This is a genomic window from Microbispora sp. NPDC046933 (assembly GCF_040644635.1).
Taxonomy (GTDB): domain Bacteria; phylum Actinomycetota; class Actinomycetes; order Streptosporangiales; family Streptosporangiaceae; genus Microbispora.
The window spans coordinates 179,151-204,121 of sequence record NZ_JBEYWW010000007.1 but is presented as its reverse complement, the minus strand read 5'-3'; the positions used below and the strand labels follow the sequence as shown (position 1 = coordinate 204,121).

At 71.0% G+C, this 24,971-nt stretch carries 23 protein-coding genes and 2 pseudogenes; 12 read left to right on the top strand and 13 right to left on the bottom strand.

Going from position 1 to position 24,971, the window contains the following annotated elements; all coding sequences use genetic code 11:
- Positions 1–10 precede the first annotated feature (10 nt).
- Positions 11–453 (top strand): annotated as a pseudogene (locus ABZ857_RS12120) (response regulator transcription factor); the annotation flags it as partial.
- A 209-nt stretch (positions 454–662) separates the two neighbouring features.
- Complete coding sequence (locus ABZ857_RS12115) at positions 663–3,179, top strand: glycosyl hydrolase family 18 protein (protein ID WP_357041625.1); 2,517 nt, start codon at positions 663–665, stop codon at positions 3,177–3,179.
- A 322-nt stretch (positions 3,180–3,501) separates the two neighbouring features.
- Here the strand turns inward: ABZ857_RS12115 and ABZ857_RS12110 are convergent, their stop codons facing one another.
- The 3 genes from ABZ857_RS12110 to ABZ857_RS12100 form a co-directional block, all read right to left on the bottom strand.
- The gene (locus tag ABZ857_RS12110) at positions 3,502–4,125 is read right to left on the bottom strand and encodes a TetR/AcrR family transcriptional regulator (protein ID WP_357041622.1); all 624 of its coding nucleotides are present in this window, start codon (positions 4,123–4,125) and stop codon (positions 3,502–3,504) included.
- A 7-nt stretch (positions 4,126–4,132) separates the two neighbouring features.
- Complete coding sequence (locus ABZ857_RS12105; protein ID WP_357041876.1) at positions 4,133–5,647, bottom strand: MFS transporter; 1,515 nt, start codon at positions 5,645–5,647, stop codon at positions 4,133–4,135.
- A 449-nt stretch (positions 5,648–6,096) separates the two neighbouring features.
- A complete protein-coding gene (locus ABZ857_RS12100; protein ID WP_357041619.1) occupies positions 6,097–7,323 on the bottom strand; it encodes an MFS transporter in 1,227 nt (408 codons plus the stop codon).
- Between the two features lie 201 nt (positions 7,324–7,524).
- On the opposite strand from ABZ857_RS12100, the gene panB reads away from it, so the two are divergent.
- Entirely contained in the window at positions 7,525–8,370 is an 846-nt protein-coding gene (panB, locus tag ABZ857_RS12095; RefSeq protein WP_357041616.1) for a 3-methyl-2-oxobutanoate hydroxymethyltransferase, read from the top strand.
- Positions 8,371–8,434: 64 nt separating this feature from the next.
- On the opposite strand, the gene ABZ857_RS12090 is transcribed toward panB, so the two are convergent.
- On the bottom strand, positions 8,435–9,613 hold the full coding sequence (locus ABZ857_RS12090; protein ID WP_357041613.1) for an aminotransferase class I/II-fold pyridoxal phosphate-dependent enzyme: 1,179 nt from the start codon (positions 9,611–9,613) through the stop codon (positions 8,435–8,437).
- A 111-nt stretch (positions 9,614–9,724) separates the two neighbouring features.
- On the opposite strand from ABZ857_RS12090, the gene ABZ857_RS12085 reads away from it, so the two are divergent.
- On the top strand, positions 9,725–10,405 hold the full coding sequence (locus tag ABZ857_RS12085) for an alpha/beta hydrolase (protein ID WP_357041610.1): 681 nt from the start codon (positions 9,725–9,727) through the stop codon (positions 10,403–10,405).
- Between the two features lie 55 nt (positions 10,406–10,460).
- Here ABZ857_RS12085 and ABZ857_RS12080 read toward each other — a convergent pair whose 3' ends face one another.
- Entirely contained in the window at positions 10,461–11,756 is a 1,296-nt protein-coding gene (locus ABZ857_RS12080; RefSeq protein WP_357041607.1) for an esterase-like activity of phytase family protein, read from the bottom strand.
- 71 nt (positions 11,757–11,827) lie between these two features.
- Between ABZ857_RS12080 and ABZ857_RS12075 the strand changes: the two genes are divergently transcribed.
- Positions 11,828–11,959, top strand: a complete 132-nt coding sequence (locus ABZ857_RS12075; RefSeq protein ID WP_357041604.1) for a hypothetical protein — start codon at positions 11,828–11,830, stop codon at positions 11,957–11,959.
- 61 nt (positions 11,960–12,020) lie between these two features.
- Here the strand turns inward: ABZ857_RS12075 and ABZ857_RS12070 are convergent, their stop codons facing one another.
- The gene (locus tag ABZ857_RS12070; RefSeq protein ID WP_357041601.1) at positions 12,021–13,469 is read right to left on the bottom strand and encodes a leucine-rich repeat domain-containing protein; all 1,449 of its coding nucleotides are present in this window, start codon (positions 13,467–13,469) and stop codon (positions 12,021–12,023) included.
- Positions 13,470–13,714: 245 nt separating this feature from the next.
- Between ABZ857_RS12070 and ABZ857_RS12065 the strand changes: the two are divergent.
- Positions 13,715–14,023, top strand: a pseudogene (locus ABZ857_RS12065) (transposase); the annotation flags it as partial.
- 13 nt (positions 14,024–14,036) lie between these two features.
- Here the strand turns inward: ABZ857_RS12065 and npdG are convergent.
- The 4 genes from npdG to ABZ857_RS12045 form a co-directional block, all read right to left on the bottom strand.
- Positions 14,037–14,708, bottom strand: a complete 672-nt coding sequence (gene npdG / locus ABZ857_RS12060) for an NADPH-dependent F420 reductase (protein WP_357041598.1) — start codon at positions 14,706–14,708, stop codon at positions 14,037–14,039.
- 75 nt (positions 14,709–14,783) lie between these two features.
- Positions 14,784–15,557, bottom strand: coding sequence for a hypothetical protein (locus tag ABZ857_RS12055; protein ID WP_357041596.1), 774 nt, complete (start codon positions 15,555–15,557; stop codon positions 14,784–14,786).
- Positions 15,554–16,318, bottom strand: a complete 765-nt coding sequence (locus tag ABZ857_RS12050; RefSeq protein WP_357041593.1) for a hypothetical protein — start codon at positions 16,316–16,318, stop codon at positions 15,554–15,556. Before ABZ857_RS12050 ends, ABZ857_RS12055 begins: the two co-directional genes overlap by 4 nt.
- Positions 16,315–17,019: an ATP-binding cassette domain-containing protein gene (locus ABZ857_RS12045; RefSeq protein ID WP_357041590.1), complete on the bottom strand. Its 705-nt coding sequence runs from the start codon at positions 17,017–17,019 to the stop codon at positions 16,315–16,317. Before ABZ857_RS12045 ends, ABZ857_RS12050 begins: the two co-directional genes overlap by 4 nt.
- A gap of 282 nt (positions 17,020–17,301) precedes the next feature.
- Between ABZ857_RS12045 and ABZ857_RS12040 the strand changes: the two genes are divergently transcribed.
- Complete coding sequence (locus ABZ857_RS12040; RefSeq protein ID WP_357041587.1) at positions 17,302–18,000, top strand: histidine kinase; 699 nt, start codon at positions 17,302–17,304, stop codon at positions 17,998–18,000.
- A 12-nt stretch (positions 18,001–18,012) separates the two neighbouring features.
- On the top strand, positions 18,013–18,678 hold the full coding sequence (locus ABZ857_RS12035; protein ID WP_357041584.1) for a response regulator transcription factor: 666 nt from the start codon (positions 18,013–18,015) through the stop codon (positions 18,676–18,678).
- A 73-nt stretch (positions 18,679–18,751) separates the two neighbouring features.
- On the opposite strand, the gene ABZ857_RS12030 is transcribed toward ABZ857_RS12035, so the two are convergent.
- A complete protein-coding gene (locus ABZ857_RS12030; RefSeq protein WP_357041581.1) occupies positions 18,752–19,900 on the bottom strand; it encodes a lipase family protein in 1,149 nt (382 codons plus the stop codon).
- 130 nt (positions 19,901–20,030) lie between these two features.
- On the opposite strand from ABZ857_RS12030, the gene ABZ857_RS12025 reads away from it, so the two are divergent.
- Positions 20,031–20,609 (top strand): hypothetical protein, encoded by a 579-nt coding sequence (locus tag ABZ857_RS12025; protein ID WP_357041578.1) that lies wholly within the window; start codon positions 20,031–20,033, stop codon positions 20,607–20,609.
- A gap of 32 nt (positions 20,610–20,641) precedes the next feature.
- Here the strand turns inward: ABZ857_RS12025 and ABZ857_RS12020 are convergent, their stop codons facing one another.
- Entirely contained in the window at positions 20,642–22,024 is a 1,383-nt protein-coding gene (locus tag ABZ857_RS12020) for an FAD-binding oxidoreductase (protein WP_357041575.1), read from the bottom strand.
- Positions 22,025–22,140: 116 nt separating this feature from the next.
- Here ABZ857_RS12020 and ABZ857_RS12015 point away from each other — a divergent pair, with 116 nt between their 5' ends.
- Together ABZ857_RS12015 and ABZ857_RS12010 are read left to right on the top strand one after the other, a co-directional pair.
- Positions 22,141–23,205, top strand: coding sequence for a LuxR C-terminal-related transcriptional regulator (locus tag ABZ857_RS12015; RefSeq protein WP_357041572.1), 1,065 nt, complete (start codon positions 22,141–22,143; stop codon positions 23,203–23,205).
- 165 nt (positions 23,206–23,370) lie between these two features.
- Entirely contained in the window at positions 23,371–23,697 is a 327-nt protein-coding gene (locus tag ABZ857_RS12010; RefSeq protein WP_357041569.1) for a hypothetical protein, read from the top strand.
- A gap of 159 nt (positions 23,698–23,856) precedes the next feature.
- Here ABZ857_RS12010 and ABZ857_RS12005 read toward each other — a convergent pair whose 3' ends face one another.
- On the bottom strand, positions 23,857–24,033 hold the full coding sequence (locus ABZ857_RS12005) for a hypothetical protein (protein ID WP_357041566.1): 177 nt from the start codon (positions 24,031–24,033) through the stop codon (positions 23,857–23,859).
- Between the two features lie 43 nt (positions 24,034–24,076).
- Here ABZ857_RS12005 and map point away from each other — a divergent pair, with 43 nt between their 5' ends.
- On the top strand, positions 24,077–24,925 hold the full coding sequence (map, locus tag ABZ857_RS12000) for a type I methionyl aminopeptidase (protein ID WP_357041563.1): 849 nt from the start codon (positions 24,077–24,079) through the stop codon (positions 24,923–24,925).
- The last annotated feature ends 46 nt before the right edge of the window (positions 24,926–24,971 follow it).

The window sequence follows — 24,971 nt, the reverse complement described above, 5'->3', positions numbered from 1 at the left end:
CACCCGTCCCGTCTACGACGCGCTGCGCGCCGGAGCCGGCGGCTTCCTGCTCAAGGACGTCACCGCCGAGCGCCTCTTCGACGCGGTCCGCGTCGTGGCGGCGGGCGATGCGCTGCCGGCCCCCTCGATCACCCGCCGCCTCATCGGCGAGTTCGCCCGCCTGCGGCCGATGCCCGAGCCCGCCGTCCCTGCCGCGCTCACCCCACGCGAGACGCAGGTGCTGCGGCTGGTGGCCGAGGGGCTGTCCAACTCCGAGACAGCCGCCCGGTTGACCGTCACCGAGGAGACGGTCAAGACGCACGTGAGCCGGGTGCTGGGCAAGCTCGGGCTGCCGACCGGCCCCAGGCCGTCGTCATGGCGTACGAGACCGGGCTGGTCGTGCCCCGCTCCACGGGATCGCCGGGCCGGCAGGACCTCGGCCCGCAGGGGCAGGGCATCGCGGACCGAACCTGACCGGACCGGCCCTGACCGGCCGGCCGTTCCCTGCGGCACCGGCGGCACCGGCGGGCCGTTCGCGGCGGCACGGGCGGCACGGGCGGAAATTGGGCCTTGCCCGTGCCGCACGGCGGAACTACGCTCCGGCTAATTCTTAGGAAACTTTCCTAACGATTGATGGAGGCCGGATGCGCCGAACAGCCGTTTTCCTCGTGACACTCCTGCTGATGTCCGTTCTCGCCGTGCCGGCTCGGGCGGCCACCGGCATCACCGCCGTCTTCACGCTCACCGGCACCCAGGGCAAGTTCGTCGTCACCAACTCCGGCTCCACCGCCGTCACCGGCTGGTCGATCCAGTTCGACCTGCCGGCCGGTGTCACGGCGGGCAATCCCCAGAACGCGACCATCAGCCAGAGCGGGACGAAGGTCAGGCTCACCCCCGCCTACTACATCAACACGATCCGGGCGGGCGGCACCACCGAGCCGTACAGCCCCACCTTCACGCTCAGCGCCGCCGCCCAGCCGGCCAACTGCACGATCAACGGCGCCAACTGCGACGGGACCGGCGACCCGCCTCCCCCGCCCGCGCCGCTGACGGCGACGTTCTCCGCCAGCGGGACGCAGGCGAAGTTCGTGGTGAACAACAACTCCGGCACGGCGTTGAACGGCTGGTCGATCGTGTTCGAGCTGCCTGCCGGGGTGACCGCGAGCGGCGCCCAGAACGGCACGCTGAACCAGAGCGGGCGGCAGGTCACGCTCACCCCGGTTTTCTACAACACCACCATCGCGGCGCACGGCTCGACGGAGCCGTACAGCCCCTCCTTCACGCTGAGCACGGCGGCCGAGCCGACCGGCTGCCGGGTCAACGACGTCCGGTGCGACGGCGCGCCCGACACCCCGCCGGGCGCGCCCGCGAACCTGCGCGCCACCGCGAAGACCACCAAGACGGTGATGCTGGCCTGGGACCCCGCACCCCCCGGCAGCCTGCCCGTCACCACGTATGAGGTGTTCAACGGCTCGGCGCTCGCGGCGACGGTGACCGGCACGAGCGCGACGATCACCGGACTGACGCCGAAGACCACGTACACGTTCACGGTCAAGGCGAAGGACCGCAAGGGCAACCCGTCCCCGGCGAGCGGCGCCCTCACCGTCACGACCAACGACCCCGCCGACGACACCCGGCCGCCCACGGTTCCGGCCGGTCTGCACAGCACCGCCAAGGACGCCACCAGCGTCACGCTCGCCTGGACGGCCTCCACCGACGACAAGGGCGTGGCGGCGTACGACGTGTACACCGGCAACGATCTGGCGACCACGGTGACCGGCACCTCGGCCAAGGTCACGGGGCTGTCGCCGTCCACCGAGTACACGTTCACCGTGCGGGCGCGCGACCTGTACGACAACGTGTCGGCCGCGAGCGATCCGGTGAAGGTGAGCACGGCCGACATCGTCGGGAACGGTTACGCCCGGGTTGGCTACTTCGTCCAGTGGGGCATCTACGGCAGGCAGTATTTCGTGCGCAACCTCGAAACGACCGGCGCGGCGGCGAAGCTGACCCACCTCAACTACGCCTTCGCCAACATCGACCCGATCAACCTGACCTGCCTCAACGGCGTGACCAAGGGAACCACGTCCAACCCGCAGGACCCGAGCCAGGGCGACGGCGCGGGTGACGCGGACGCCGACTACGGGCGGCCGATGAGCGCCGCGCAGTCGGTCGACGGCGTCGGCGACACCGGCTGGGAGAACCTGCGCGGCAACTACAACCAACTGCGCAAGCTCAAGGCGAAGCACCCGGACCTCAAGGTGCTCATCTCGATCGGCGGCTGGACGTACTCGAAGTACTTCTCCGACGTCGCGGCCACCGACGCGTCGCGCAAGAAGTTCGTCAGCTCCTGCATCGACATGTACATCAAGGGCAACCTGCCCGTGTACAACAGCGCGGGCGGCCCGGGCAGCGCCGCCGGGATCTTCGACGGCATCGACCTCGACTGGGAGTGGCCCGGCGCCGAAGGCCACCCCGGCAACCATGTCAGCCCGAACGACAAGGCGAACAACACCGCGCTGATCGCCGAGTTCCGCCGGCAGCTCGACGCGCTGGGAGCCACGACGGGCAAGTACTACCTGCTCAGCGCGTTCACCCCGGCCGACCCGGCGAAGATCGCCTCCGGCTGGGACCTGCCCCAGGTGGCCAAGTACCTCGACGTGTTCAACATCCAGGGCTACGACTTCCACGGCTCGGGCAGCGACAACTCGTGGGAGCCCAACCGGACCGGGCACCAGGGGAACCTCTACACCGACGTCGACGACCCCTACTCGTTCCACTTCAGTGTGGAGAACGCGGTCAACGCCTATCTCCAGGCGGGCGTGAACCCGCGCAAGCTCACGATCGGCCTGGCCTTCTACGGGCGTGGCTGGCAGGGCGTGACCGACGGCGGGAAGGGCGGCGAGTGGCAGCAGGCCAACGGCGCGGCGCCCGGCCAGTTCCAGGAGGAGGCCGGCACCCGGGGCTACTCCAACCTGGTGGCGAGCGTCCCGAACTGCACGGTCAGCCATGACGAGCAGGCGGTGGCCACCTCGTGCTACACGGGCAGCGGCGGCCAGTGGTGGAGCTTCGACGACGCCTGGTCGATCGGGCGCAAGGCCGCCTGGCTGCGGAGCAAGGGTCTGCTCGGGGCGATGATCTGGGAGATGTCCGGCGACACCGGCACACTGATGGGCGCGCTCGACGCGGGCCTCAAGTGAAAACGCCGTGACCGGTGCCGGGCAGGCGTCCGGCACCGGTCACGGGGTCGTCGGGGGCGGCATCATCGGCAGACGGCCGCCCGCCCTCGCGTCCGTTCCCGCCAGTGGTACCCGGCTCCCACGAGAATGCTCGCGCGGTGCGCCGCTCATCGCGGGCGGCCACCCGTTCCGCCACTCATCGTGGTGGCACGCTGCCCCGCGCTCCGGGATGACGCCCCGTACGGCGCTCGGCCGCACGGGACGGGTCACGGCTCCGAGGTGGGGGGCCACACGACGGCCCAGGGTAGGGAGCCGGGTCACAGCTCGGGGGCGGAGGGACGGGTCACGGCTCGGAGGGGCGGGGGCGGAAGCCCCTGAGCGCCTCGTCGACGATCCGCTCGGGAAGGTCGGCATGGGAGTCGCCGGGGTGGGACCACTTGGTGAGCCAGATCACCGCCCCGCTGAGGAGGGCGAGCGCCATGTCCACGTCGAGGTCCGCACGCAGCTCCCCGGTCTCCATGCCACGCCGCAGGACCGCCGCCACCACCGCCCTGCGCGGCTCCACGGCCAGCTCGCGGAACCGCTCCGCGAGCCGGGGATGCCGCTCGGAGTCGCTCATGGCGATGTTCATGATGCAGCGGGTGCGGTGGTGGCGGGACTCCTCCTGGATCACCCGGAGGTAGGTCACCAGGTCGTCCCGCACGGTTCCGCCCTGCGGCAGCGGGATCGGCGGCTTGAGCGTCGCCAGGGCGTCCACCACCAGGTCCTCCTTGTTGGACCACCGGCGGTAGATCGTGGTCTTCCCGACACCGGCGCGGCTGGCGATCGACTCGATGGACAGCTCCGACACCCCGATGCCCTCACCGAGCAGTTCGAGAGTGGCCTCGATGATCGACCGTTCCGCCTTCTCGCTGCGCGGGCGGCCCGCCGGGCGGGCCACCCCCTCAGCCGTCTGCTGCGTCTTCATGACGAGTTCACACTACCGCCGCTTCCTTTTCGGTCTCAGCCTTCATGACGTCGGCGTCGACCGAAGCCTTGCCCGGCATCCAGCGGGCCACCACGAGAGTGCCGACGAGCGCGACGAAGGCCGATCCGAGGGCCGCCCAGTGGACGCCGGTCACGAACGCGGCGTTCGCGGCGTCGAGCAGGCTCGCGCCCCGGGCGCCCAGGTGGCCGGCGACACCGGACGCGCCGGAGATGGACTCGGTCACGACGTGGCGGAGCTGCTCCGGCAGAGCGGTGACCTTGTCCTCCATGTCGTTGCGGTAGCTGGCGGACAGGACCGCGCCCAGGATGGCGATGCCCAGCGTGCCGCCGACCTGCCGGACGACGTTGCTCATCGAGGAGCCCACACCGGCCTTCTCACGCGGCAGCGCGTTCATGATGGCCGTGGTCGCCGGGGGCATGATGTTGGCCATCGCGGCGCCCTGGACGAAGCCGAGGACCAGCAGCAGCCAGATCGGGGTGTCCACCTGCACGAAGGCGTAGGCCGCCAGGGCCAGTGTGATGACGAGCATGGCGACCGTGCCGACGGCCCGGGCGCCGTACTTCTGCACCATACGCGCGCTCTGCGGCGCGAAGATCAGCTGAGCGGCCGCGAACGGCAGCACGAGCGCCCCCGACTGCAGCGGCGAGTAGCCCCGGACGATCTGCCAGTAGAAGGCCAGGAAGAACATCACGCCCATGGCCGCGAAGAACACGAGGCCGACCGTGGCGATCGCGGTGGAGAAGCCGGCGTTGCGGAAGTTGCGCACGTCGAAGGCGGGGTGGTCGATCCGGCTCTCGTACCAGACGAACGCGGCGAGGATCGCGATGCCCAGCAGCGACGGCACGATGACCGAGACGTCGGCGACGGTGCCGAGGTCGCTGATCCGGACGATGCCGTAGACGAGGCTGATCAGACCGAGGATGGACAGCAGCACGCCGACCGGGTCGAGACCGGCCTTGTTCGGGTCCTTCGAGTCGGGCACGATCGCGGCGATCAGCGCCAGGCCGACGATCACGATGGGCACGTTGACGAGGAAGACCGAGCCCCACCAGAAGTGCTCCAGCAGCACGCCCCCCGTGATCGGGCCGATCGCGACGGCGATGCCGACGCCGCCGGCCCAGATGCCGATCGCCTTGCCCCGCTCGTGGATCGGGAAGACGTTCGAGATGATCGCCAGCGTCGCCGGCATGATGGCGGCGCCGCCGAGGCCCATCAGGGCCCTCGCCGCGATGAGCTGCATCGGGTCCTGCGCGTACGCGCTGGCCAGGGAGGCCAGGCCGAACAGGACCATGCCGGCCATGAGCATCCGCTTACGCCCGTAGCGGTCGCCCAGGACCCCGAAGGTGAACAGCAGGCCAGCGAACACCAGCGTGTAGGAGTTCATCGCCCATTCGAGCTGGCTCTGGGTCGCGCCCAGGCCGTGGACAGGATCGGCGATCGTCTTGATCGCCACGTTGAGGATGGTGTTGTCGAGGACGACGGCCAGCAGGCTGAACACCATCACGCCGAGGACCTGCCATCGGCGTGGGTGACCTGTATGGGCTTCTGGATGAGCTTCCACGGATTCCCCCCATGATTTCGATACGCTCAAGTTTCGCAACGCAAGCGTAGCGTTGGCCATTCCGATACGCAACGGCACCGTTTCATAATCTGGGCGGTGCCGCCGTTTCCGCTGGTCAACTGGGCAAAAATGCTCGGCCGGGGTGCAGGCCCGGTCCCGATGCACCACTCGTTCCGGCGCGCCACGGAGCGCCGGGACGCCACCGCGTCTCGCACGGCCACCGGAGCAGGAGCCGGCGGACGCCCTTCGCGCGGCGATCCCGGGGGACCGCACGGCGGGTGGTGCGCACCCCTGTACATCTGCGCGAGGGCCGGTTCTATTCCCGGTTCCGGGCGGAATCAAATCCTCGGTGGTGGCCGGTTTCATTCCCGGCTTCTGTTCCCCGGCTTCTATTCCCGGCTGGAGGCGGGCAGGGGCGTCGTGCCGCCGGACCCGGTCGCGGCGTGGGCGGCGGCCGGACGCTCGCGCCGGACCAGGGCGGCGAGCAGGGCCAGCGCGACGCCGACCGCTCCGGACACCGCGAAGGCCCAGGCGGGGCCGTGGGCGTCCAGGAGCCCGCCCGCGAGGGGCCCGGCCAGGGCTCCGCCGATCGTCAGCGACGTGCCGTGCAGGCCCATCGCCTCACCCCTGGCCGCCGCCGGGACGCGCCTGTTGACGGCGTCCACGGTGGACGACAGCGCCGGGGCGCACAACAGCCCGGCCGGCACCAGCGCCAGGCACAGCCAGCCCCAGCCCCCGCCGACCAGGCCGACGGGCGCGGTCAGCACGCACAGCCCGATCGCGAGCAGCGCGGGCGACAGTCCCCGGGAGAGCCCGCCGTACACGAATCCGCCGACGAGGGAGTACGCGCACCACAGCGCGAGGACCAGCCCGGTCCAGGCGGTCGCGCCGTCGGCCTTGAGCATCGCCACGACGCTCAGCTCGGTGGTGGTGAGCACGAAGGTCAGCCCGGACACCAGGCAGAGCAGGGCGAGCAGGCCGGGCCGCAGCCACTGCCGCCGGGGGACGGCCCCCTCGTGCCCCGCGTCCTCCTCGGCCGACCGCGTGGGCGGGTTGAGCAGATACAGCGCCACTCCCGAGCCCACCAGACCGGCGGCCACGCCGTACATCGTCGCGGTGCTGCCGAACGCCGTCACGCTCGCGACGGCGAGGGCGGGCCCGACCATGTACGACAACTCCACGCCCATCGAGTCGAGGGCGAAGCCGGTCTGGTGGTTCTCCACCGGCACCATCGCGGCCACGCACTGCCGGATGGCCCCGAAAACGGGCTGGCTGAACAGCCCGCCGATCAGCGCCCCCGGCAGCAGCACGGCGTACGGCATCGCCGGCGCGGCGCACCACAGGCACAGTTGCACGACGGTGGTCACGGCCATCACCGGCCGCAGCCCGCGCCGGTCGACGAAACGGCCGACGAGCGGCGAGCCGATCGCGGCGCCCGCCATGGAGGCGGTGCCGACCAGGCCCGCCTGGAAGAACCCCAGGTGCTGGCTGTTCACCACGTGCAGGGTCAGCGTCATGCCGGTGCCGGTGAGGGGAATTCTCGCGATCATGCCGACCAGCAGCAGCGCCCGCACGCCCGGCAGGGCGAGCACCTGCCGGTAACGATCAAAAGCCATTGTGGTTCCTTACCTCCGCACGGCATTGTGCCGGGTGCCTCCGACATTCGCGCGGCCGGGTCGCCTCATTCGTCCCTTTGGTCCCACTCGTCGCAGGCCTGGATTACGGCGCCCGTATGGGGGTGTTCCAGCCCATGGCGGCATGCAATGATCTGACTGTCCGGGGACGCCACAGGGGCGCCACGAGGCCTGGAGGTAGCCATGTCCTCTGTTTCCGTTGTGTCCGAACCCGCCCTGTACGGCGGGTCCACGGGGCGCAGGGTCACCGTCCGCGACATCGCGGCAGCCAAGGAGCGCCACGAGAAGTGGCCGATGGTGACGGCGTACGACGCCATGACCGCGAGGGTGTTCGACGAGGCGGGCATCCCGGTGATGCTCGTGGGCGACTCGGCCGCCATGGTCGTCTACGGCTACGAGTCGACGCTGCCCGTCACGGTCGACGACCTCATCCCGCTCACCGCCGCGGTCGTACGCGGCTCGTCCCGGGCGATGGTCGTGGCCGACCTGCCGTTCGGCTCCTACCAGGCCTCACCCCAGCAGGCCCTGGAGACCGCGGCCCGCTTCATGAAGGAGGCCGGCGCGCACGCCGTCAAGCTGGAGGGCGGCCACCGGGTCCTCCCGCAGGTGGAGATGCTCGTGTCGGCCGGGATTCCGGTCATGGCCCACCTCGGCCTGACCCCTCAGTCGGTCAACGCCTTCGGCGGCTACCGGGTGCAGGGCCGCGGCCAGGCGGGTGACGAGATCATGGCCGACGCCAAGGCGCTGGAGCACGCGGGCGCCTTCGCCGTCGTGCTGGAATGCGTTCCCGCCGACCTCGCCCAGCGGGTCACCACGTCGCTGAGCGTGCCCACGATCGGCATCGGGGCGGGGCCGCACACCGACGCGCAGGTCCTCGTCTGGCAGGACCTGATGGGCCTGACCCCGCAGCCCGCGAAGTTCGTGAAGAAGTACTTCGACCTGGCCGGGGAGATGGACCGCGCGATCCGCGCGTACGCCGACGAGGTCGTCGCCGGCGTCTTCCCCAGGCCCGAGCACAGCTACCGCTGACGCTCCGCGGGCGGCCGCCGCACGCGCGGCGGCCGCCCCTGACCTGTGTCCCCCGCAGGGCGCCTCAGATCGCGTCGAGCGCCTGGGCGAAGTCGGCCCACAGGTCCTCTGCGTGCTCGATGCCCACGGCCACCCGGACCGTCCCCTCGCCGATGCCCGCCGCGGCCAGGCCCGCCGCGCTCACCGAGCGGTGCGACGTGGTGGCCGGGTGGAGGATCAGGGTCTCCACGCCGCCGAGCGAGGGCGCGAGCAGCGCGAGCCGCACGTTGCGCATGAACGCCTCGCCCGCGGGACGCCCTCCGGCGAGGTCGAAGGAGAACACGCCGCCGAAGTCGGGCAGGAGCTTCGTGGCGAGTTCGTGCGACGGGTGGGAGGGCAGGCCCGGCCAGTGGACCGCGGTGACCGCCGGATGCCCGGCGAGCCGCGTCGCGAGCACGCGGGCGTTGGCGCAGTGGCGCTCCATCCGCAGCGGCAGCGTCTGCATCCCCCGCAGGGTCAGCCAGGCGGCGAACGGGTCGGCCGTCGCGCCGAGCTCCACCGCGTACGACCACACCCTGCGGTACACGTCCTCCGAGGCGAACACGGCGATCCCGCCGACGACGTCGGTGTGCCCGGACAGGTACTTGGTGACGGAGTGCACCACGACGTCCGCGCCGTGCTCGACGGGGCGGCACAGGACCGGCGAGGCGAAGGTGTTGTCGACCACGGTGAGGATCCCGGCCTCGCGCGCCGCCGCGCACATCCCCGGCAGGTCGGCCACCTGCGTCATCGGATTGGCGATGGTCTCCAGATAGAGCAGCTTCGTCGTGGGCCGCACGGCCTCCCGGACGGCGGCCGGGTCGTCCTGCGGCACGTGAGTGACCTCGACGCCGAAACGCTCCGCCAGGTCCGCCAGCGTCTGCGCGGTGGCGCCGTACAGCGCCGACTGGGCGATCACGTGGTCGCCCGACCTCAGCAGGCCGAGCAGCACGGCGTTGATCGCGCCCATGCCCGAGCCGGTGGCCACGGCGGCCACGCCGCCCTCGAGTCCGGCGACCGCCTCCTCCAGCGCGCGCACGGTGGGGTTGGAGAGCCTGCCGTAGACGTACGCCCCGTCGGGCCGCCCCATGCCGTCGGCGAAGACGGCCGGGTCGTCGAAGACGAACCCCGAGGTCTGGTAGATCGGCATGGAGATCGGCGTGCTGCCCTCCGGCGTGGGCCGGGGCAGGTGGACGACGCGCGTTTCCGGATGCAGGGAGCTCATGCCGTCCAGAATTACCCAGAAAGTCCCTCTTGTCAGGTTGGCCGCCGACGAGCGGTTACGCGGCGAGCGGAGAAGGCGTCCGGCGCCGCCGCCCACGGTGAGGATGAGGGGGTGGATGTGACCTTTCTCCTCGTGCACAGTCCCTCCGTCGGCCCCTCGACCTGGACCCCGGTCGCCGAGGCCCTGCGGGCGCGCGGGCACACCGCCGTGGTGCCGCGGCTGACCGACGTGACGGCGGGCCCGCCGCCGTACTGGCCGAGGGTGGTGGGCGAGGTGGCGGCGAGCGCGCCGCGAGGACCGCTGGCCGTCGTGGCCCACAGCAACGCCGGGCTGTTCGTGCCGCTGATCGCCCAGGCCCTCGCCGGGCAGGTCGCCGCGTGCCTGTTCGTCGACGCCGCCCTGCCGCCGCGCAGGGGCGTGTGCCAGGCGGCGGAGCCGGAGCACCTCGGCTTCCTGCGCTCCCTCGCCGACGACGCGGGCGTCCTGCCCCGCTGGACCGACTGGTGGCCCGAGGACGATGTCGCCGCCCTCCTCCCCGACCCGGTGATCCGCCAGGTGGTCGTGGCCGAGCAGCCGCGGCTGCCCCTCACGTACTACCAGGAGGACATCCCGGTGCCCGCCCGCTGGGACCACCTCAGGAGCGGCTACCTGTGGTTCGCGGACGCGTACGCCGCTCTCGCCGAGGAGGCCGGGGAGCGGGGCTGGCCGGTCGCCCGCATCCCCGGCGAGCACCTGCACCAGCTCGTCGCGCCCGAGGCGGTGGCCGACTGGCTGCTCGCCACCGCCACGTAGCGGACGCCGTGCGCCCTCAGCGGGCGCGCTCAGCAGGTGCAGTCAACGGGTGCGTTCAGTGGGTGCCGAGCGCCCGAGCGAGCCGGACGACGACGAGGCGGTTCGGCACGCCGCTGTCCACCAGCCTGCCGTCCGGGCCGAAGTCGCCGAGGCCGAAGTCGTTGTCGTTGGCCAGCGCGATCGTGCGCGGGTCGAGCACCGCCAGCCCCTCGATCTTGCCGGGCATCGACGGCACCAGCGCGTTCGGCTCCAGCACGAGCGACTTGGCGGGCAGCGTGAAGCCGGACTCACCGGTCAGCTCCTCCAGCGCCGGGCTGGTCTTCGGGTCGTCGTACGGCCCGCCGAGCAGGTTCGTCGCCTTGGTCAGGTCGATGGAGTAGACCCGCGCGACGTTGTCGGTGCGCTCGTCCACGAGCAGGCTGCCCCGGCCGGCGTACGCCAGGCCGGAGATCTTCATCTCGCTCTGGTCGCCGTTCACCTTCGGGTCGAAGGTCGTGACGTCCTCGAACCGGTACGGATACTCCCCGGTCACCTTCCGGCCGCGCAGGTCGAAGGTGAGGATGCGCCCCAACCGCGATTTCTTCGCGGCCTTCTTGTCGGGGTTGGCCAGCGGGCTCTGCACGGCCAGGTACAGCGTGCGCTGGTCGGACGAGATCGCGAGCCCCTCGAAGCCGCGGTTCTGCTGGCGGCTCGCGAGGATCGCGGGCAGCGTCTCCCTCACCGGGTAGTCCGCGCCGGTCAGCCCGAGCCCCGCGGGGACGTGCCGCTCCAGCACCCGGCCGTTCGGCGACACCCGCACCAGCGACGGGCCGTACTCGTCGACCAGCCAGAAGCCGCCGTCGCGGGTGCGCACGAGGTCCTCCACGTCCAGCCCGCTCGGGTTGTGCGGCAGGACCGTGCGGCCGTCCCAGGTGTAGGGCGTCTCGTCGTGCCCCGCCTGGTTCGACAGGCCGGTTACGGGCTTGCCGGAGGCGCCGACGATCGGGATGTACTGCTTGATCTTCGCCGTGCCGTGCGTGAGGGCCACCCGGACGATCGCCGGGGCGAATTCGGGCACCGGGAAGGTCCGGCGCTTCTCCCCGTCCACGGTCGGCTGGCCGTTCGGACCGCGGTCGGTGACGAGCCAGAACTCCCCGGCCCGGTCGGCCGGGAACAGGCCGCTGCCGACGCCGCCGAGCCGCACGCCGCGGTCGTCGGCGACGGACGGCTGCACCTGCTTCAGCGCGGGGGCGGGGAGCGTGACGTCGGCGACGACGAGGGGGCCCTTGGCCGGGGTGGCGGCGGCCGTACCGGTGAGGGTGAGGGTGAGCGCGGCGGCGATCGCCAGACCGGCGGAGAGGTGACGTGGCACTGGAGACCTTTCAGACAGCGACGACAGCGCCTGAAGGTAGTGAACGACCACGTCCCCGACGTGACGATCAGATGAAGCGCGGATGGCTAGGCAGAACAGTCCGCCCCTCGCCGCCCGGCTGCAGCCTGATCGAACCCCTGAACGCGATGTGCGCGTGGGCCGAGAACCACTGGGACGAGCTTCTCGACGCCCGCGAGGCGTAGCCGCACCGGCGCGCCAGGCGGGCGGCCCGGCCAGGGCGCGCAGCGTGGGCGGTGCCCGGCTTCAGCTTGAGGAGCGCAGGTCAGTGAGGACTTCGACAGGCTTGCGCCATCTGGGCAGGGAGGTCAACCGGTTGCCGCGCACGTCGAGTAGGTCGAGTTCGGGAAGGCTCGCGAGCGACTCGGGGAGGGCGGTCAACCGGTTACGTCTCAGGTCAAGCATGGTCAGATTGGTGAGGTTTCCCCACGACGTGGGCAGCGTGGTCAGCTTGTTGTCACTCAGGTCGAGCCTCACGAGGGCGGGAAGGCTCAGCAGCCCTTCGGGGAAGACGGTGAACCGGTTGTCACTCAGATGGAGCAGGGTGAGGCTGCTGAGCGTGCCCAACGACTCGGGCAGGTCAGTCAGCCGATTGTTGCTCAGATTCAGCCACTCGAGATTGGCGCATCCGCTCAACGGCCGGCTCAGATTGATCAGCCGGTTGTGGCTCAGGTCCAGAATCTTGAGAGCGGGAAGGTCCCCCAGCGATTCAGGGAGGGTGGTCAACCTGTTGCCGCTGAGGTCGAGCAGGGCGAGAGCGGGCAGGTTCAGCAGCCCTTCGGGGAGGACGGTGAACCGATTGCTCATCAGATGGAGCTCGGTGAGGGCGGTAAGGCTGCTCAGCGATTCGGGGAGGGCGGTCAGCCGGTTGTAGCTCAGGTTCAGCCACGTCAGGGCGCTGAGATTCCCGAACGACGCGGGAAGGGTCGTCAGCTCGTTGCCCCTTAGGTTCAGTCGCGTCACCGTGGTGAGGTTCCCCAACGACTCAGGCAGAGAGGTCAACTGGATCCCGCTCAGGTCAAGCTCGGTGAGCGTGGTGAGTTTCCCGAGCGATTCCGGGAGAACGCGCAGTGAATCGTTGCCGCTCAGATCGAGGCGCGTCAGAGAGGTGAGGTTCCCCAGCGACTCAGGCAGAGCGGCGAACCGGTTGTGATGCAGGTCCAGGTGCGTGAGAGAGGTGAGATTACCCAGCGATTCCGGCAAAACGGCCATGAAACAGTAGCTCAGGTCCAGCCGGGTCAGAGCGACGAGGTTTCCCAGCGATTCGGGCAGGGTCTTCAACCCGGTGAGCTGCGAGTCCACCTGCAAATTCAGGTCCAGCCAGGTCAGAGCGGTGAGGTTCCCCAACGACTCAGGCAGAGAGGTCAATTGATTACGGCTCAGGTCGAGCCGTGTCAGAGCGGTGAGGCCACCGATCGACTCGGGCAGAGCGACGAGGCGATTGTCGCTGAGGTTCAGGATGGTGAGGCCGAGGAGATTCCCCAGCGATTCGGGCAGGGCCGCCAATCTGTTATGGCTCAGGTCGAGCGCGGTGAGGTGGGTCAGGGCCCCAAGCGAGGCGGGCACCTCATCCAGATCGAGTCCGGACAAGTCGAGGCTGTCCGATCCCTCGCGCAGGCATCTGCCGATACGGTCGCCGGCGATCTCCTTGCCGTTCCCTAAGCCCATCGAGGTCTCCATCATCGTCGTCGACACTCTGTACCGGCTCCGCCCCTTGACCGTATGGAGGCGAGGCCGGTGATGACGCTAAAGATCGCCGTTTGGAAACGACTTGCGGATCACCAGCGCGTCCCGGGGCGGTCTCCCGATGCTGCCCGGCCGACGGTGCCGGCCCGGTAGCCGCCCGCGGCCAGCAGCTTCGGCGTCGGCAGGTTCGGCGTCACGAGGACTCCACCCCGCCGCGCCCGTGTAGAGGCCCGGCTTGTCCATGGTCTGGCCGAGCGGTTATGGCCGATAAGGCGTACTCCTCTCGCGCCAACCGTTTCTATCTGCGCCGACGTCGAGTCAAGGCTGTCATCCCCGTGAAGAAGGACCAGGATGCCAACCGGAAGAAACTCGACTCCAGGGGTGGTCGGCCTCCGGCCTTCGACCGCGATCGCCACAAGGGACGCAACACCATCGAGCGCTGCGTGCACAAGCTCCGCCGGCACCGCGCCGTGGCCACGCGCTACGACAAGCGCGAGGTCATCTACCAGGGCACCGTCGATGTCGCGTCGATCCGCGTCTGGCTGCGAGATACAGTTACATGATCACGGACACGCCCTAGACGTCGGTGACCCGGATGCCGGCGTGGGCCTTGTAGCGGCGGTTGATGGAGATCAGGTTCGCCGTGAGCGCCTCGACCTGGTGGGCGTTGCGCAGCCGGCCCGCGTAGACGCCGCGCGCGCCGGGGATGCGACCGGCGAGGGCACGCACGACGTCGGTGGCCTCGCGATCGTCGCCCAGCACGAGCACGTCGAGGTCGATCTCATCCACCGAGGGGTCGAGCAGCAGCACCGCCGACACGTGGTGGAAGGCCGCGACCACCCGGCTGCCGGTCAGCACCGCCGCCGCCTGCTGCGCCGCGCTCCCCTCCTCCACGGGCAGCGCGTACGCCCCCTGCTTGTCGAAGCCGAGCGGGTTGACGCAGTCCACCACGATCTTCCCGGCGAGCGGTTCGCGCAGGGACTCCAGGAGCGCCTTGTGCCCCTCCCAGGGCACCGCGACGATCACGACGTCCGCCTCCGCCGCCACCTCGGCGTTCGCGGCTCCGCGCACACCGATCTCGCGCGCCGCGTCCTGGGCGCGCTCGGCGTTGCGCGAGCCGATCAGCACGGTGTGCCCGGCCATCGAGAATCGGCGGGCCAGTCCCTTGCCCTGGTCACCGGTCCCGCCCAGGATGCCGATGGTCAGCGCGGAGACGTCGGGGAGGTCTGCGGTGGTGTGCTCAGCCATGGGTCAGATCATGCCAGCAGGCCACGGCCGCGAGCCGCCCGGGGCGTGCCCGGCACGATGTCCGAGGATCGTGCGTCACATGTCCCAGCGGCGATACCCGAGCATGACGACGACGATCAGAACGATGGTCCAGGCCATGAGGAGCAGCGCGCCCTGCGCCGGTGTCACCGCGCTGGCGTCGTCGGTCACCGGGAACCACATGGCGAATCCGGCACTGTCCGGGAGGTACTTCGCCGCAGGGGCGTGGTCGCGCAGGAGCGGTCCGGCGACGAAGTAGTACGCCAGCAGGACGGCGACCGCCGCAGGAGACCGGCGCACCAGGGCACCGACGGCCGCGCTGATCAACGCCGTGAGCGCGAGATACGCGGTCGCACCGCTCAGCGCCCCCGCGACGCGGCCCGCGGTCGCGGGCGCAGCCGTGTCGCCGAGCGCGGCGCCCGCGAGCACGACCCCGGACGCGGCCGTGATCGCCGCCGCGGGAAGGACGACGATCGCCAGCGCGAGGTGCCTGGCGGCGAACTGGAGGGCCCGGCGGGGCATCGCGATCAGCGTGGTGCGCATCTGCCCGCCGGTGTACTCGGAGCAGGCGGCCAGGACGCCGAGGATGACGAAGCCTGCTTGCGCGTAGCCGACCGAGGCCAGCCCGACGTCGGGAGCGCTCCTGGTGCCGGTCGCACCTCGCAGAGCGGCGAGGGTGAACGCGATCGCGAGGATCGGATTCACCACCAGCGTGCCTCCGAGCGTGAGCCAGGTCGCCGGAAGAGACACGAGTTTCGACAGCTCCGCCGCGAGCGCGTGGGCCGCTTCCCGGCCACGGGTGCGGGTCGCCGGCGCGGGGACAGCGCTCATGCGTCCCTCCGCGTGAACGCGATGGCGGCGATCACGAGCAGCACCGTCACCCAGGCGGTCATCACCAGGCCTCCGGTGAGCGGGCTGATCTCGGCGGTGTCGCCGGCGAGCTTCCGGATGAACATGCGCACCCCCGCCATGTCGGGCAGATAGTTCGCCCACGGCGTGATCTTGGTGAGCAGGTAGGTGACGGAGACGACCGAGGTGTTCGCGACGAGCACCGCGAGCGGAACGATCCCGTGGCGGGTGAGCACGGTGATTCCGAAGGCGAGGAGCGCGGTGTACACCCAGTAGCAGACCACCCCGGCCAGCCGCGGAAGGTCGTCCGCGCCCAGGGCCGGGGCGTGCTCGCCGAGCACCGTCCGGACGACGCCCAAGGTGGTGCCCGCCGCGATGATCGCCAGCAACGCGCCGGCGATCGCGATCGCGGACATCTTCGCGAGCAGGAGTCGGAGGCGGGAGGGGACCACGGTCAGGCTGGTGGTGATCTGACGTCCGCCTCCGGATTCCGCGCTCTCGGTGAAGTACTCGCTGCTGATGCCGACGACGCCGAGGATGATCGCTCCGACCACGCCGAAAGCCAGCTCCTGATAGCCGGTGTCGACCCCGGCGGTCGTCGCGGCGCCGCGATCGATCGCGCCAAGGGCCGAGGAGGCGATGATCGCGGCGATCACGCTCGGCACGAGCACCCCGGCCGCCGTCGCGATCCACACGCTCGGCAATGAGACGAGCTTCGAGGCCTCCGCCGCGAGCGCCCTCATGGCGCACCACGAGTGGTGAGGGCGAAGAACGCGTCCTCAAGGCTGCGGTGGGAGCCGGTGACCTCGTCGAGGGTGCCGTCCGCCACGACCTTGCCCTCGTTGACGACCACGACGTCGTCCACCGTTTCCGCGAGCTCTCCCATCAGGTGGCTGGACAGCAGCACGGTCCGGCCGGACGCGGCGCGGTCGCGGAGGAATGTCCTGATCCACCGGATGCCGTCCGGGTCCAACCCGTTCACCGGCTCGTCCAGGATCAGGATCTCCGGGTCTGCGAGCAGCGCCGTCGCCAGCCCGAGCCGGCGCCCCATGCCCAGGGAGTAACGGCCGACCCGCTTCGACGCGACGTCCGTCAGGCCGGCGATTTCGAGCACCTCGTCGACGCGCGCACGCGGCAGTCCCGCGGAGCGGGCCACCCACCGCAGGTGCGCCCGGCCCGTCCGGGCCCGATGAGCGCCCGAGCCGTCCAGCATGGCGCCGACCGTGGCGAGCGGGTCACGAAGCTTCGCAAACGGCACAGAATTGATGAGGGCCGCACCGGAGGTCGCCCGATCCAGGCCCAGCAGGATGCGCAGTGTGGAGCTTTTGCCCGCCCCGTTCGGGCCGAGGAACCCGGTCACTCTCCCAGGGCGGGCCTGGAAGCTGATGCCGGTCAGAATCTCTCTGGAACCGCGCCGCTTGACGAGGTCGGCGATCGTAATCATGTTCACATGTGACCTCGGAGCACCGTCTCCGGTCATCGGCCCGAAGACCGGACCCGGTTCCGCGGCTCGGGCCCGGGCCTCTCGGACCCTGGTCCGATGCTTCCTCCACCGGCGAGTCCTTAAATTTGGAGGATGGGGGTAGACGACGCGCTTCCGAGACGCGGCCGGCGAGTCTGGCCACCGGCCGTCGCCGTTCACGTCGTGCTCTTACTCGCCCTTCTGGCGGTCGGCCGTGGAGGTGCCGGCGCGGTCGTCCTCCCGATCGTCATCGCCGCGCTGGCGTTGGCGGTCACCGTGTGGGCGCTGTCTCGTGCGCGCCGGCAGCGGATCGCGTACGAAGCGCGGCTGACGGCGTGGGCCGGCGAACGCGCGGCGCAGGCCGAACGGCTCCGAATCGCGCGCGAGCTGCACGACCTCGTCTCCCACGGCCTTGGCCTGATCACCGTCCGGGCGAGCGCGGCACGCTATCCCGGCGCAGGGGACGACAGTTCCGCGGCGCTGTCGGACATCGAGCGCATCGGACGGCAGACCACGACGGAGCTACGCCGGATGCTCAACGTGCTGCGTGACTCAGCCGATGTGGCCGCGCCTCTGCGGCCCGCGGAATCTCTCCACGACCTGCCGGCCATCATCCAGGATGCCGAGAGGGCGGGCCCAACCGTCACTCTCGAGCTCGGCGAGATCGACGACATCAGCTCCGGGGCACAACTCGCGGTCTGCTCCGTCGTGCGCGAAGCCCTCGCGAACACCGCTCGGCACGCCGGACCCACCAGCGCGAACGTGTACGTCCGTCGCGACGGCGACTGGATCGTCACGAGTGTCCGGGACGAAGGCCCCGTGGACGGCTGGACGCCTCACCCGGGGGCCGGGCACGGGATCGAGGGGCTCAGGGAACGCGTCACCGCGATCGGCGGGATCTTCCAGGCCGAGCACGTCGAGAACGGCTTCCGTGTCACCGCCCGTATTCCCGAGACTTCCTGAGGCCCGAATGTCATGAATGACCGCGGAACCCCGATTCGCGTCGTCATCGCCGACGACCAGCCGCTGCTGCGCCACAGCCTCGCCCTCGTCGTCGACGCCGATCACGACATGACGGTGGTCGGCGAGGCGGGCACAGGCGACGAGGCTGTCAGGCTCAGCGCCGAGCTGCGCCCTGACGTCGTGCTCATGGACATTCGGATGCCGGGCACCGATGGAATCGCCGCCACCCGCCGCATCGTGACCGCGGGCATCGAGTCGGTGAAGGTCGTCGTTCTCACGATGTTCGAGCTTGACGAGTATGTCCGCGGCGCGCTCCAGGCCGGCGCCAGCGGCTTCCTCCTCAAGGATTCCCACCCCGACAAGCTCCTCGACGCGATCCGCCGGACTCACCTAGGCGAATCGCTGTTCGCCCCGAAAGTCCTCACCCGCCTGATCGAGGCCTACATCGCCCAGCCTCCGGGCGCGAAGCCGGCGAGCCTGGACGCTCTCACCGAGCGGGAGACCGAGGTCCTCACCTTGGTCGGTCGCGGGCTCTCCAACGACGAAATCGCGGCGAGACTGACCATCTCGATCAAGACCGTCAAGACGCACATCGGCAACCTGCTGAGCAAACTCCAGGCACGAGATCGCGCGCACCTCGTCATCGCGGCCTACGAGGGCAACCTCGTAGGCCGCTGAACGCGGCCGATCCGGCCACCACCTGGCGGTCTCTTCCTGCGTGGAGACCGCCGGTGCGTGCTTTCGGCCTCCCTCAGCAGTTCGGGATCGCGGGGAGACCGGCGACCCGGGTCGCCAGCCAGGCCACCGCCAGCGGGCCGCCCTCGACCGCCCCGAGCACGTGGCTGCCGGCCGGCAGACCGGTCCACAGGAGGTTCACGCCCCGCGCGCAGTACTCCTTCCGCAAGGTTCTGCCCACCTCGTACGGGATGATCTCGTCGCCCTTGGCGTGGTAGAGGAACAGCGGCACCCGCGGCGCGGACGCGCCGAGGCGGTTCTCGGCGAGGCGGGCCCGCCAGTCCGGCAGGTTCATGACGTCGGCGGTGGTGAACTCCGCCAGCCGCCGCCCGCCGAACTTGGTCCGCAGGTCGCTCACGCAGTCGTCGCGGGCGTCGCCGAACAGCGCCGCGCCCTCGGGGGTCAGGTAGCTCTCCAGCTTCAGCTCGGGATAGGCGGCGTCGAGCCCGATGCCGGCCGCCGCGGCGAGCCCGAAGTCCCCGGTGCCGTCCAGGTGATCGGCCACGGCCCGCAGGTCGGCCGGGACCCCGCCCGCCGCGACGCCCTTGAGCCGCAGCTCGGGCGCGTACGACGGCTGGAGCTGGGCGGCCCAGGCCGCCGACGACCCGCCCTGCGAGTAGCCCATGACCACGACGGGGGCGGCGCCGGACAGGTTCGCGTCCGGCACCCGCGCGGCCGCCCTGATCGAGTCGAGCACGGCGTGCCCCTGGGACAGGCCCGCCATGTACGTGTGGTCGCCCGGCGTGCCGAGACCCTCGTAGTCGGTCACCGCGACGGCCCAGCCCTTGAGCAGCATCAGGCTCATGATGGCGAGCTCGGCCTCGGTGCCGCCCGCCATGGCGGCCGACGGGGCGCACTGGTCGCCCATGCCGTGCGTGCCGACGGCGTACCCCGCGATCGGCCGCTTGCCGAAGGGATAGGGGGCTGCGGGGACGAGCAGGGTGCCGGAGACGACGTTCGGCTCCCCGGTGGCGGAGGTCGACCGGTAGCGGAGGTGCCAGGCCTTCACCGGCACCTCGAGCAGCTTGCCGGGCGCGAGGTAGACGGTCGTACGGCCGGCTTCGACGACGTCTCCCGCGGAGGTCGCGCGTGCGGTGCCGCCCAATGCGGGCAGCAGGAGAAGAGCCCCGATCATGGACAGGGTGGCACGAACGCGAAGGTTCATGAAGCCGCCTTCCGGCTGTTGGATCACGTTCCACAATCGACGCCGTGGGCTGATCGTTACCTGATGGTAACGATGTGTCAAGGACCCAATTGGGGGACTTCACGCGCTCGTGTCAGGCACCATGACCTTCATGGACGCCGCATCGGTGAACCTGTTGCGCGAGGTGCTCGCCTCCACCGGATGGCTCGAACGCACCCGGGAGCTCGGCCTGGCCCTGCGGACCACCCGGTCGGCCGGGGGGCTCCTCGTCGTCGGCACCCCCGAGGACGAACCGTGGCACGTCACCGCCCATCTCGCCGACGAGGCCCGGCTGTCGGGGCTCGCCCAGCTCTCCCCCACGCTGGTCCGCTGGGCGCCGCCGCCGGGCGCGCCCGCCCACCTGCGGGTCGGGATCGAGCGTCTGCGGAGCGCCGGCAGGGGCGAGACCCTCTTCGTGGTCGCCGAGCAGCGGGCGCCCGTGCCCCTGCTCGAACGCGTGGACGACGCCCGCCGCACGGGCGCCACGATCCTCGCCATCGACGGCGGCGACCCCGAGCTGGAGTCGCTCGCCCACGACGCGATCGCCGTGCCGGCCGAGGGAGCCGTCCTGAGCTTCGACGCGGCGCAGCACCTGGTGAGCAGCGCGGCCGGGGAGGTGCGACGGCTCGGCCTGAGGGAGCGCCTCGCCCGCCTGGCCGACCGGATCACCGGCCCCCACGTGAGCGACTGAGGCCGGGCCGGGTTCCGGTCCCCCAGCGCGCCTCAGGCGCCTGCGGGCGGGATGTTCTGGTTCGACGCGAAGACGTTGTCCGGATCCATGCGCGCCTTCAGCCGGGTCAGACGGCTCCAGCTGCCGGGCAGATACGCCTCTCGGATGCGGCCGCCGCCCTCGTCGCCCAGGTGGTTGACGTAGGTGCCGTGGGCCCACGGCCGGGTGGAGTTCCACGTCTCGCTCACCCAGTGGCGGTGCCGCTCGGGGTCCTCCGCCGGGTCCTCCCACGTGGCCGCGATCATCGTCATGTAGTCCGCCGACCGGTGACCGAAGGCCGTCGCCCCCGGGTCCCTGTCGGCGACGGCGCCCCCGAGGCGGCGGAGCAGCACCTGGTTCAGGGGGGACGACGGGTGGGTGCCGTGGTGGGCGAGCGCGGCGACGGCCTCCTCCGGCAGGCCCTTGAGGAAGTCGGACCGCACGTACTGCTGCCGCCCGGGGACGTTCGCGTCGTCGAGCATCCGCTGCAGGCCGGCGTACCCGGTCACCCCGAAGGTGTCGACGAGCGGCCGTCCGAGGCCGCGCAGCGGCGCGGTCAGCTCCTGACCCGTGCCGTGCGGGCCGAAGTAGGCGGCCGCGACGCCGACGACGGGCCTGCCGACGGCCTCGGCGGGCACGAAAGGCGCCGGAGGGGCGGACACCAGCGCCGCGACCAGGGACAGCTCGCGTGGCGCCCGCTCGCCGGCCTCGTGGAAGGCATGGAGGGCGTCGCGGGCGAGTTCTCCCGGATACATCACCATGCCTGCCCAGGCGGGAGCGACCGGGTGAAGGCGGAAGGTGAACCGGGTGACGATGCCGAAGTTGCCGCCGCCGCCGCGCAGCCCCCACATCAGCTCGGGGTCGGTGTCGTCGTCGGCCGTCACGACGTCTCCGTCCGCGGTGACGAGCTCGACACCGAGGAGGTTGTCCGCGGCGAGGCCGTACAGCCGGGACAGCCAGCCGATGCCGCCGCCGAGCGTGAGGCCCGCCACCCCGGTGTCGGAGATCTCGCCGCCGGGTGTCGCGAGTCCCTCCGCCTGCGCCGCCGCGTCGAACTCCCGCCACAGGACCCCCGGGTCCACGTCCGCGAGACGAGCCGCCGCGCGCACCGCGATGCCCTTCATCGGGCTGAGGTCGATCATCAGCCCGCCCTCGACGACCGAGTAGCCCGGGATGCTGTGACCGCCGCCGCGCACGGCGATCGGGAGGCCGTGGCGGCGAGCGAAGACCACCGCGGCGGCCACGTCCGCTGTCGAGCGGCACCGCGCGATGAAGGCGGGCCGGCGGTCGATCGAGCCGTTCCAGATCCGCCGGACCGTGTCGTAGTCGGCGTGGCGCGGGGTGAGCAGCTCGCCCTGGAAGCCGTCGAGGGCGGGAGCGGGGACGCCGATGGTCATGTCAGTTCTCCTGTCTGTCGCCGTGACCGCGCCAAGCCTGAGGCAGTGCGGCGCGCGGGCGGCATCCCTGATGTGAGGGATGGTCCGGACGCGGGAGCCGCGCCCATACTGGCGCGGTGAGAAGTGCGACGGTGCGAGACGTACGGGAGGCGGTGGCCGACCTGTCTCGCCGGGCGGACTCCCCCCTGGCGCTGGAGCGGGCGGTGGCCGCCCAGGTGGCCCGGGTGGTTCCGGCCGACCTGTGGTGCGCGTTGACCATCGACCCGGACACGCACAACATCAGCGGCGGCTTCCACGACGAAGGACTGCCGTTCCGGCTGCTCGGCCGGTTGACCGAGATCGAGCAGCAGGAGACCGACCCGGACGTCCTCACCATGCGCGAGCTGGTCCGCAGCGGCGTGACCGCGCGCACCCTGGCGCAGGCGACGGGCGGTGACCTTGTGCGCAGCCACCGCTTCCGCGACGTGCTGAGCCCGTCCGGCGTCGGGCACGAGGTCCGCGTCGCCTTCCGGGCGCAGGACGGCCGGGTGTGGGGTGCGATGGTCCTCATGCGGGGCACCGACGTCCCCGACTTCGCCGCGCGGGAGCTCGGCGTCCTGCGCGCGATCAGCCAGGTCGTCGCGGACGGACTGCGCCGGGCCACGGTGCTCTCCGAACGGCCGCCGACCGGCGACGACGGGCCCGGCCTGCTGCTGTGCAGGGTGGCCGGCGCCGTCGTGGTCGAGCACACGTCGGCGTCCGCCCGGCGGCTGCTCGACGAGATCGACGACGGCCGCCTCGGCGATCTCCCGTACACGCTGGCGTCACTGGTGCACGCGGCGCACCGGCGTGCGGCCTGCGGCGCCCCGCATCGCGTCCGGATCCGCGTCCGCACGGGACGATGGCTGACGGCGCACGCCGAGCGTCTCGGGGAGGATTCGGTCTCCGTCATTCTGGAGGCGACGCGCCCGCACGAGATCATGGAGCTGCTCGCCGACGCCTACCGGCTCACCGCCCGGGAACGGCAGATCGCCACGCTGGCCGGGCGGGGGCTCACCAACAAGGAGATCGGCTCGGTTCTCTTCCTGTCGGCGTTCACCGTGCAGGACCACCTCAAGGCCGTCTTCGCCAAGACCGGCGTCCGAAGCCGGTCCGAGCTCGCATCCCTCCTGCACGGGCACACTGTGGCCCCGCCGGAGTGACCGGGCACCCACCGGCCGGAGCGGGGCACCTCGCGCGCAGCCGCCGCGGGTCGATCTCAGTACCGCAGATCTTACGTTCGGATCAAGAATCCTTCACCTGCTCTTCGCTCTCCGCGGGCAGGATCATCGCACCATGACCATTTCCGCAGACGGCGAGCCGTCCTGATGTCGACCTTCATCACGATCATCGGCACCGCGGGCGCCGTCGTGCTCCTGTTCGCGTACGCGATGGTGTCGTCACGCAGGATGTCCGGGGACGGCCTGCCCTACCAGCTGCTCAACTTCGGCGGGGCGAGCACCTTGATGATCAACAGCGCGTACCACTCGGCCTGGCCCTCGGCGATCCTCAACCTGGTGTGGAGCGGCATCGGCGTGTGGACGCTCGGCCGGCTCGTCGCCCGCCGCGCGGCGGCCCGCCGGCACACGGCCGAGGCCGCTCCGGCTCCGGCTCCGGCTCCGGCTCCGGCTCCGGCTCCGGCTCCGGGACAGTAAGAGCCCTCCCTCTTCCGGGCAACCCACCACGTCAGCTCCGACCACGTCATCGACCTCGACGGGGACAGCGCCCGGCTCCGGTCCATACGCACCGGTCGGGGATGGCGCCTCGGTGAACTGTCAATGCCGGAGGACCGGGTCCGGAAAGGAGGTCAGGGATCAGTCGTCCCACTCCTTGTCCTGCTCCCTCCAGCGCTCGTTGCGCTCGGCCGCCGTCTGCAGGGCGTGGGCGGCGGCGTCGCGGGAGTCGTAGGGGCCGAGCCGGTCCTTGTTCGGGCAGCCCTTCTCGGGCTCGACGCTCATGTGCTTCAGGCAGAACCACCATTGATCGCTCACGCCCTTAATCGTGCCCCCTTGACGCGCAACTAGACTTGGCCGCATGACCACGCTGCTCCGCCCCGGGCGAATCTCGCCCACTCGTAAGGTTCCCGCCCACATCCCCCGGCCCGAGTACGTGGGGAAGGCCGAGCCCAGGAAGGGCGACAGCGACGTCCAGACCCCCGAGACCATCGAGAAGATGCGGATCGCGGGCCGGATCGCCGCGCAGGCGCTGGAGGAGGTCGGCAGGCACGTCGCCCCCGGCGTGACGACCGACGAACTCGACCGCATCGGGCACGAGTTCCTCTGCGACCACGGCGCCTATCCCTCGACCCTCGGCTACCGCGGCTACCCGAAGTCGCTGTGCACGTCGATCAACGAGGTGATCTGCCACGGCATCCCGGACGACACCGTGCTGCGCGACGGTGACATCGTCAACGTGGACATCACCGCGTACATCGGCGGCGTGCACGGCGACACCGACGCCACCTTCCTGGTCGGGGAGGTCGACGAGGAGTCCCGCCTGCTGGTCGAGCGCACCCGCGAGGCGATGATGCGGGCGATCAAGGCGGTCGCGCCGGGCCGCCAGCTCAACATCGTCGGCCGGGTGATCGAGGCCTACGCCAAGCGCTTCGGCTACGGCGTCGTCCGCGACTTCACCGGGCACGGCATCGGGGCCTCGTTCCACTCCGGGCTCGTCGTCCCCCACTACGACGATCCCTCACTGTCGGTGACCCTGGCGCCGGGGATGACGTTCACGATCGAGCCCATGCTCACGCTCGGCACGATCGACTACGAGATCTGGCCCGACAAGTGGACCGCGGTCACCAAGGACCGCAAGCGGACCGCGCAGTTCGAGCACACGATCGTGGTGACCGATACGGGTCACGAGATCCTCACCCTGCCCTAGAACCGCCCCAGAGCTGCCCTGGAACCCCGCGGCGCTTCGCCGGTTC

Bases quoted from the DNA above. Each gene is read 5' to 3' on its own strand.
- ABZ857_RS12030 (WP_357041581.1), bottom strand. From the start codon at position 19,900: ATGAACCTTCGCGTTCGTGCCACCCTGTCCATGATCGGGGCTCTTCTC.
- ABZ857_RS12045 (WP_357041590.1), bottom strand. From the start codon at position 17,019: ATGATTACGATCGCCGACCTCGTCAAGCGGCGCGGTTCCAGAGAGATT.
- ABZ857_RS12055 (WP_357041596.1), bottom strand. From the start codon at position 15,557: ATGAGCGCTGTCCCCGCGCCGGCGACCCGCACCCGTGGCCGGGAAGCG.
- ABZ857_RS12075 (WP_357041604.1), top strand. From the start codon at position 11,828: ATGAAGCGCGGATGGCTAGGCAGAACAGTCCGCCCCTCGCCGCCCGGC.
- ABZ857_RS12105 (WP_357041876.1), bottom strand. From the start codon at position 5,647: ATGGTGTTCAGCCTGCTGGCCGTCGTCCTCGACAACACCATCCTCAAC.
- ABZ857_RS12050 (WP_357041593.1), bottom strand. From the start codon at position 16,318: ATGAGGGCGCTCGCGGCGGAGGCCTCGAAGCTCGTCTCATTGCCGAGC.
- ABZ857_RS12090 (WP_357041613.1), bottom strand. From the start codon at position 9,613: ATGAGCTCCCTGCATCCGGAAACGCGCGTCGTCCACCTGCCCCGGCCC.
- ABZ857_RS12110 (WP_357041622.1), bottom strand. From the start codon at position 4,125: ATGAAGACGCAGCAGACGGCTGAGGGGGTGGCCCGCCCGGCGGGCCGC.
- ABZ857_RS12010 (WP_357041569.1), top strand. From the start codon at position 23,371: ATGTCGACCTTCATCACGATCATCGGCACCGCGGGCGCCGTCGTGCTC.
- ABZ857_RS12100 (WP_357041619.1), bottom strand. From the start codon at position 7,323: ATGGCTTTTGATCGTTACCGGCAGGTGCTCGCCCTGCCGGGCGTGCGG.
- ABZ857_RS12020 (WP_357041575.1), bottom strand. From the start codon at position 22,024: ATGACCATCGGCGTCCCCGCTCCCGCCCTCGACGGCTTCCAGGGCGAG.
- ABZ857_RS12115 (WP_357041625.1), top strand. From the start codon at position 663: ATGTCCGTTCTCGCCGTGCCGGCTCGGGCGGCCACCGGCATCACCGCC.
- npdG (WP_357041598.1), bottom strand. From the start codon at position 14,708: ATGGCTGAGCACACCACCGCAGACCTCCCCGACGTCTCCGCGCTGACC.
- ABZ857_RS12025 (WP_357041578.1), top strand. From the start codon at position 20,031: ATGGACGCCGCATCGGTGAACCTGTTGCGCGAGGTGCTCGCCTCCACC.
- panB (WP_357041616.1), top strand. From the start codon at position 7,525: ATGTCCTCTGTTTCCGTTGTGTCCGAACCCGCCCTGTACGGCGGGTCC.
- ABZ857_RS12035 (WP_357041584.1), top strand. From the start codon at position 18,013: ATGAATGACCGCGGAACCCCGATTCGCGTCGTCATCGCCGACGACCAG.
- map (WP_357041563.1), top strand. From the start codon at position 24,077: ATGACCACGCTGCTCCGCCCCGGGCGAATCTCGCCCACTCGTAAGGTT.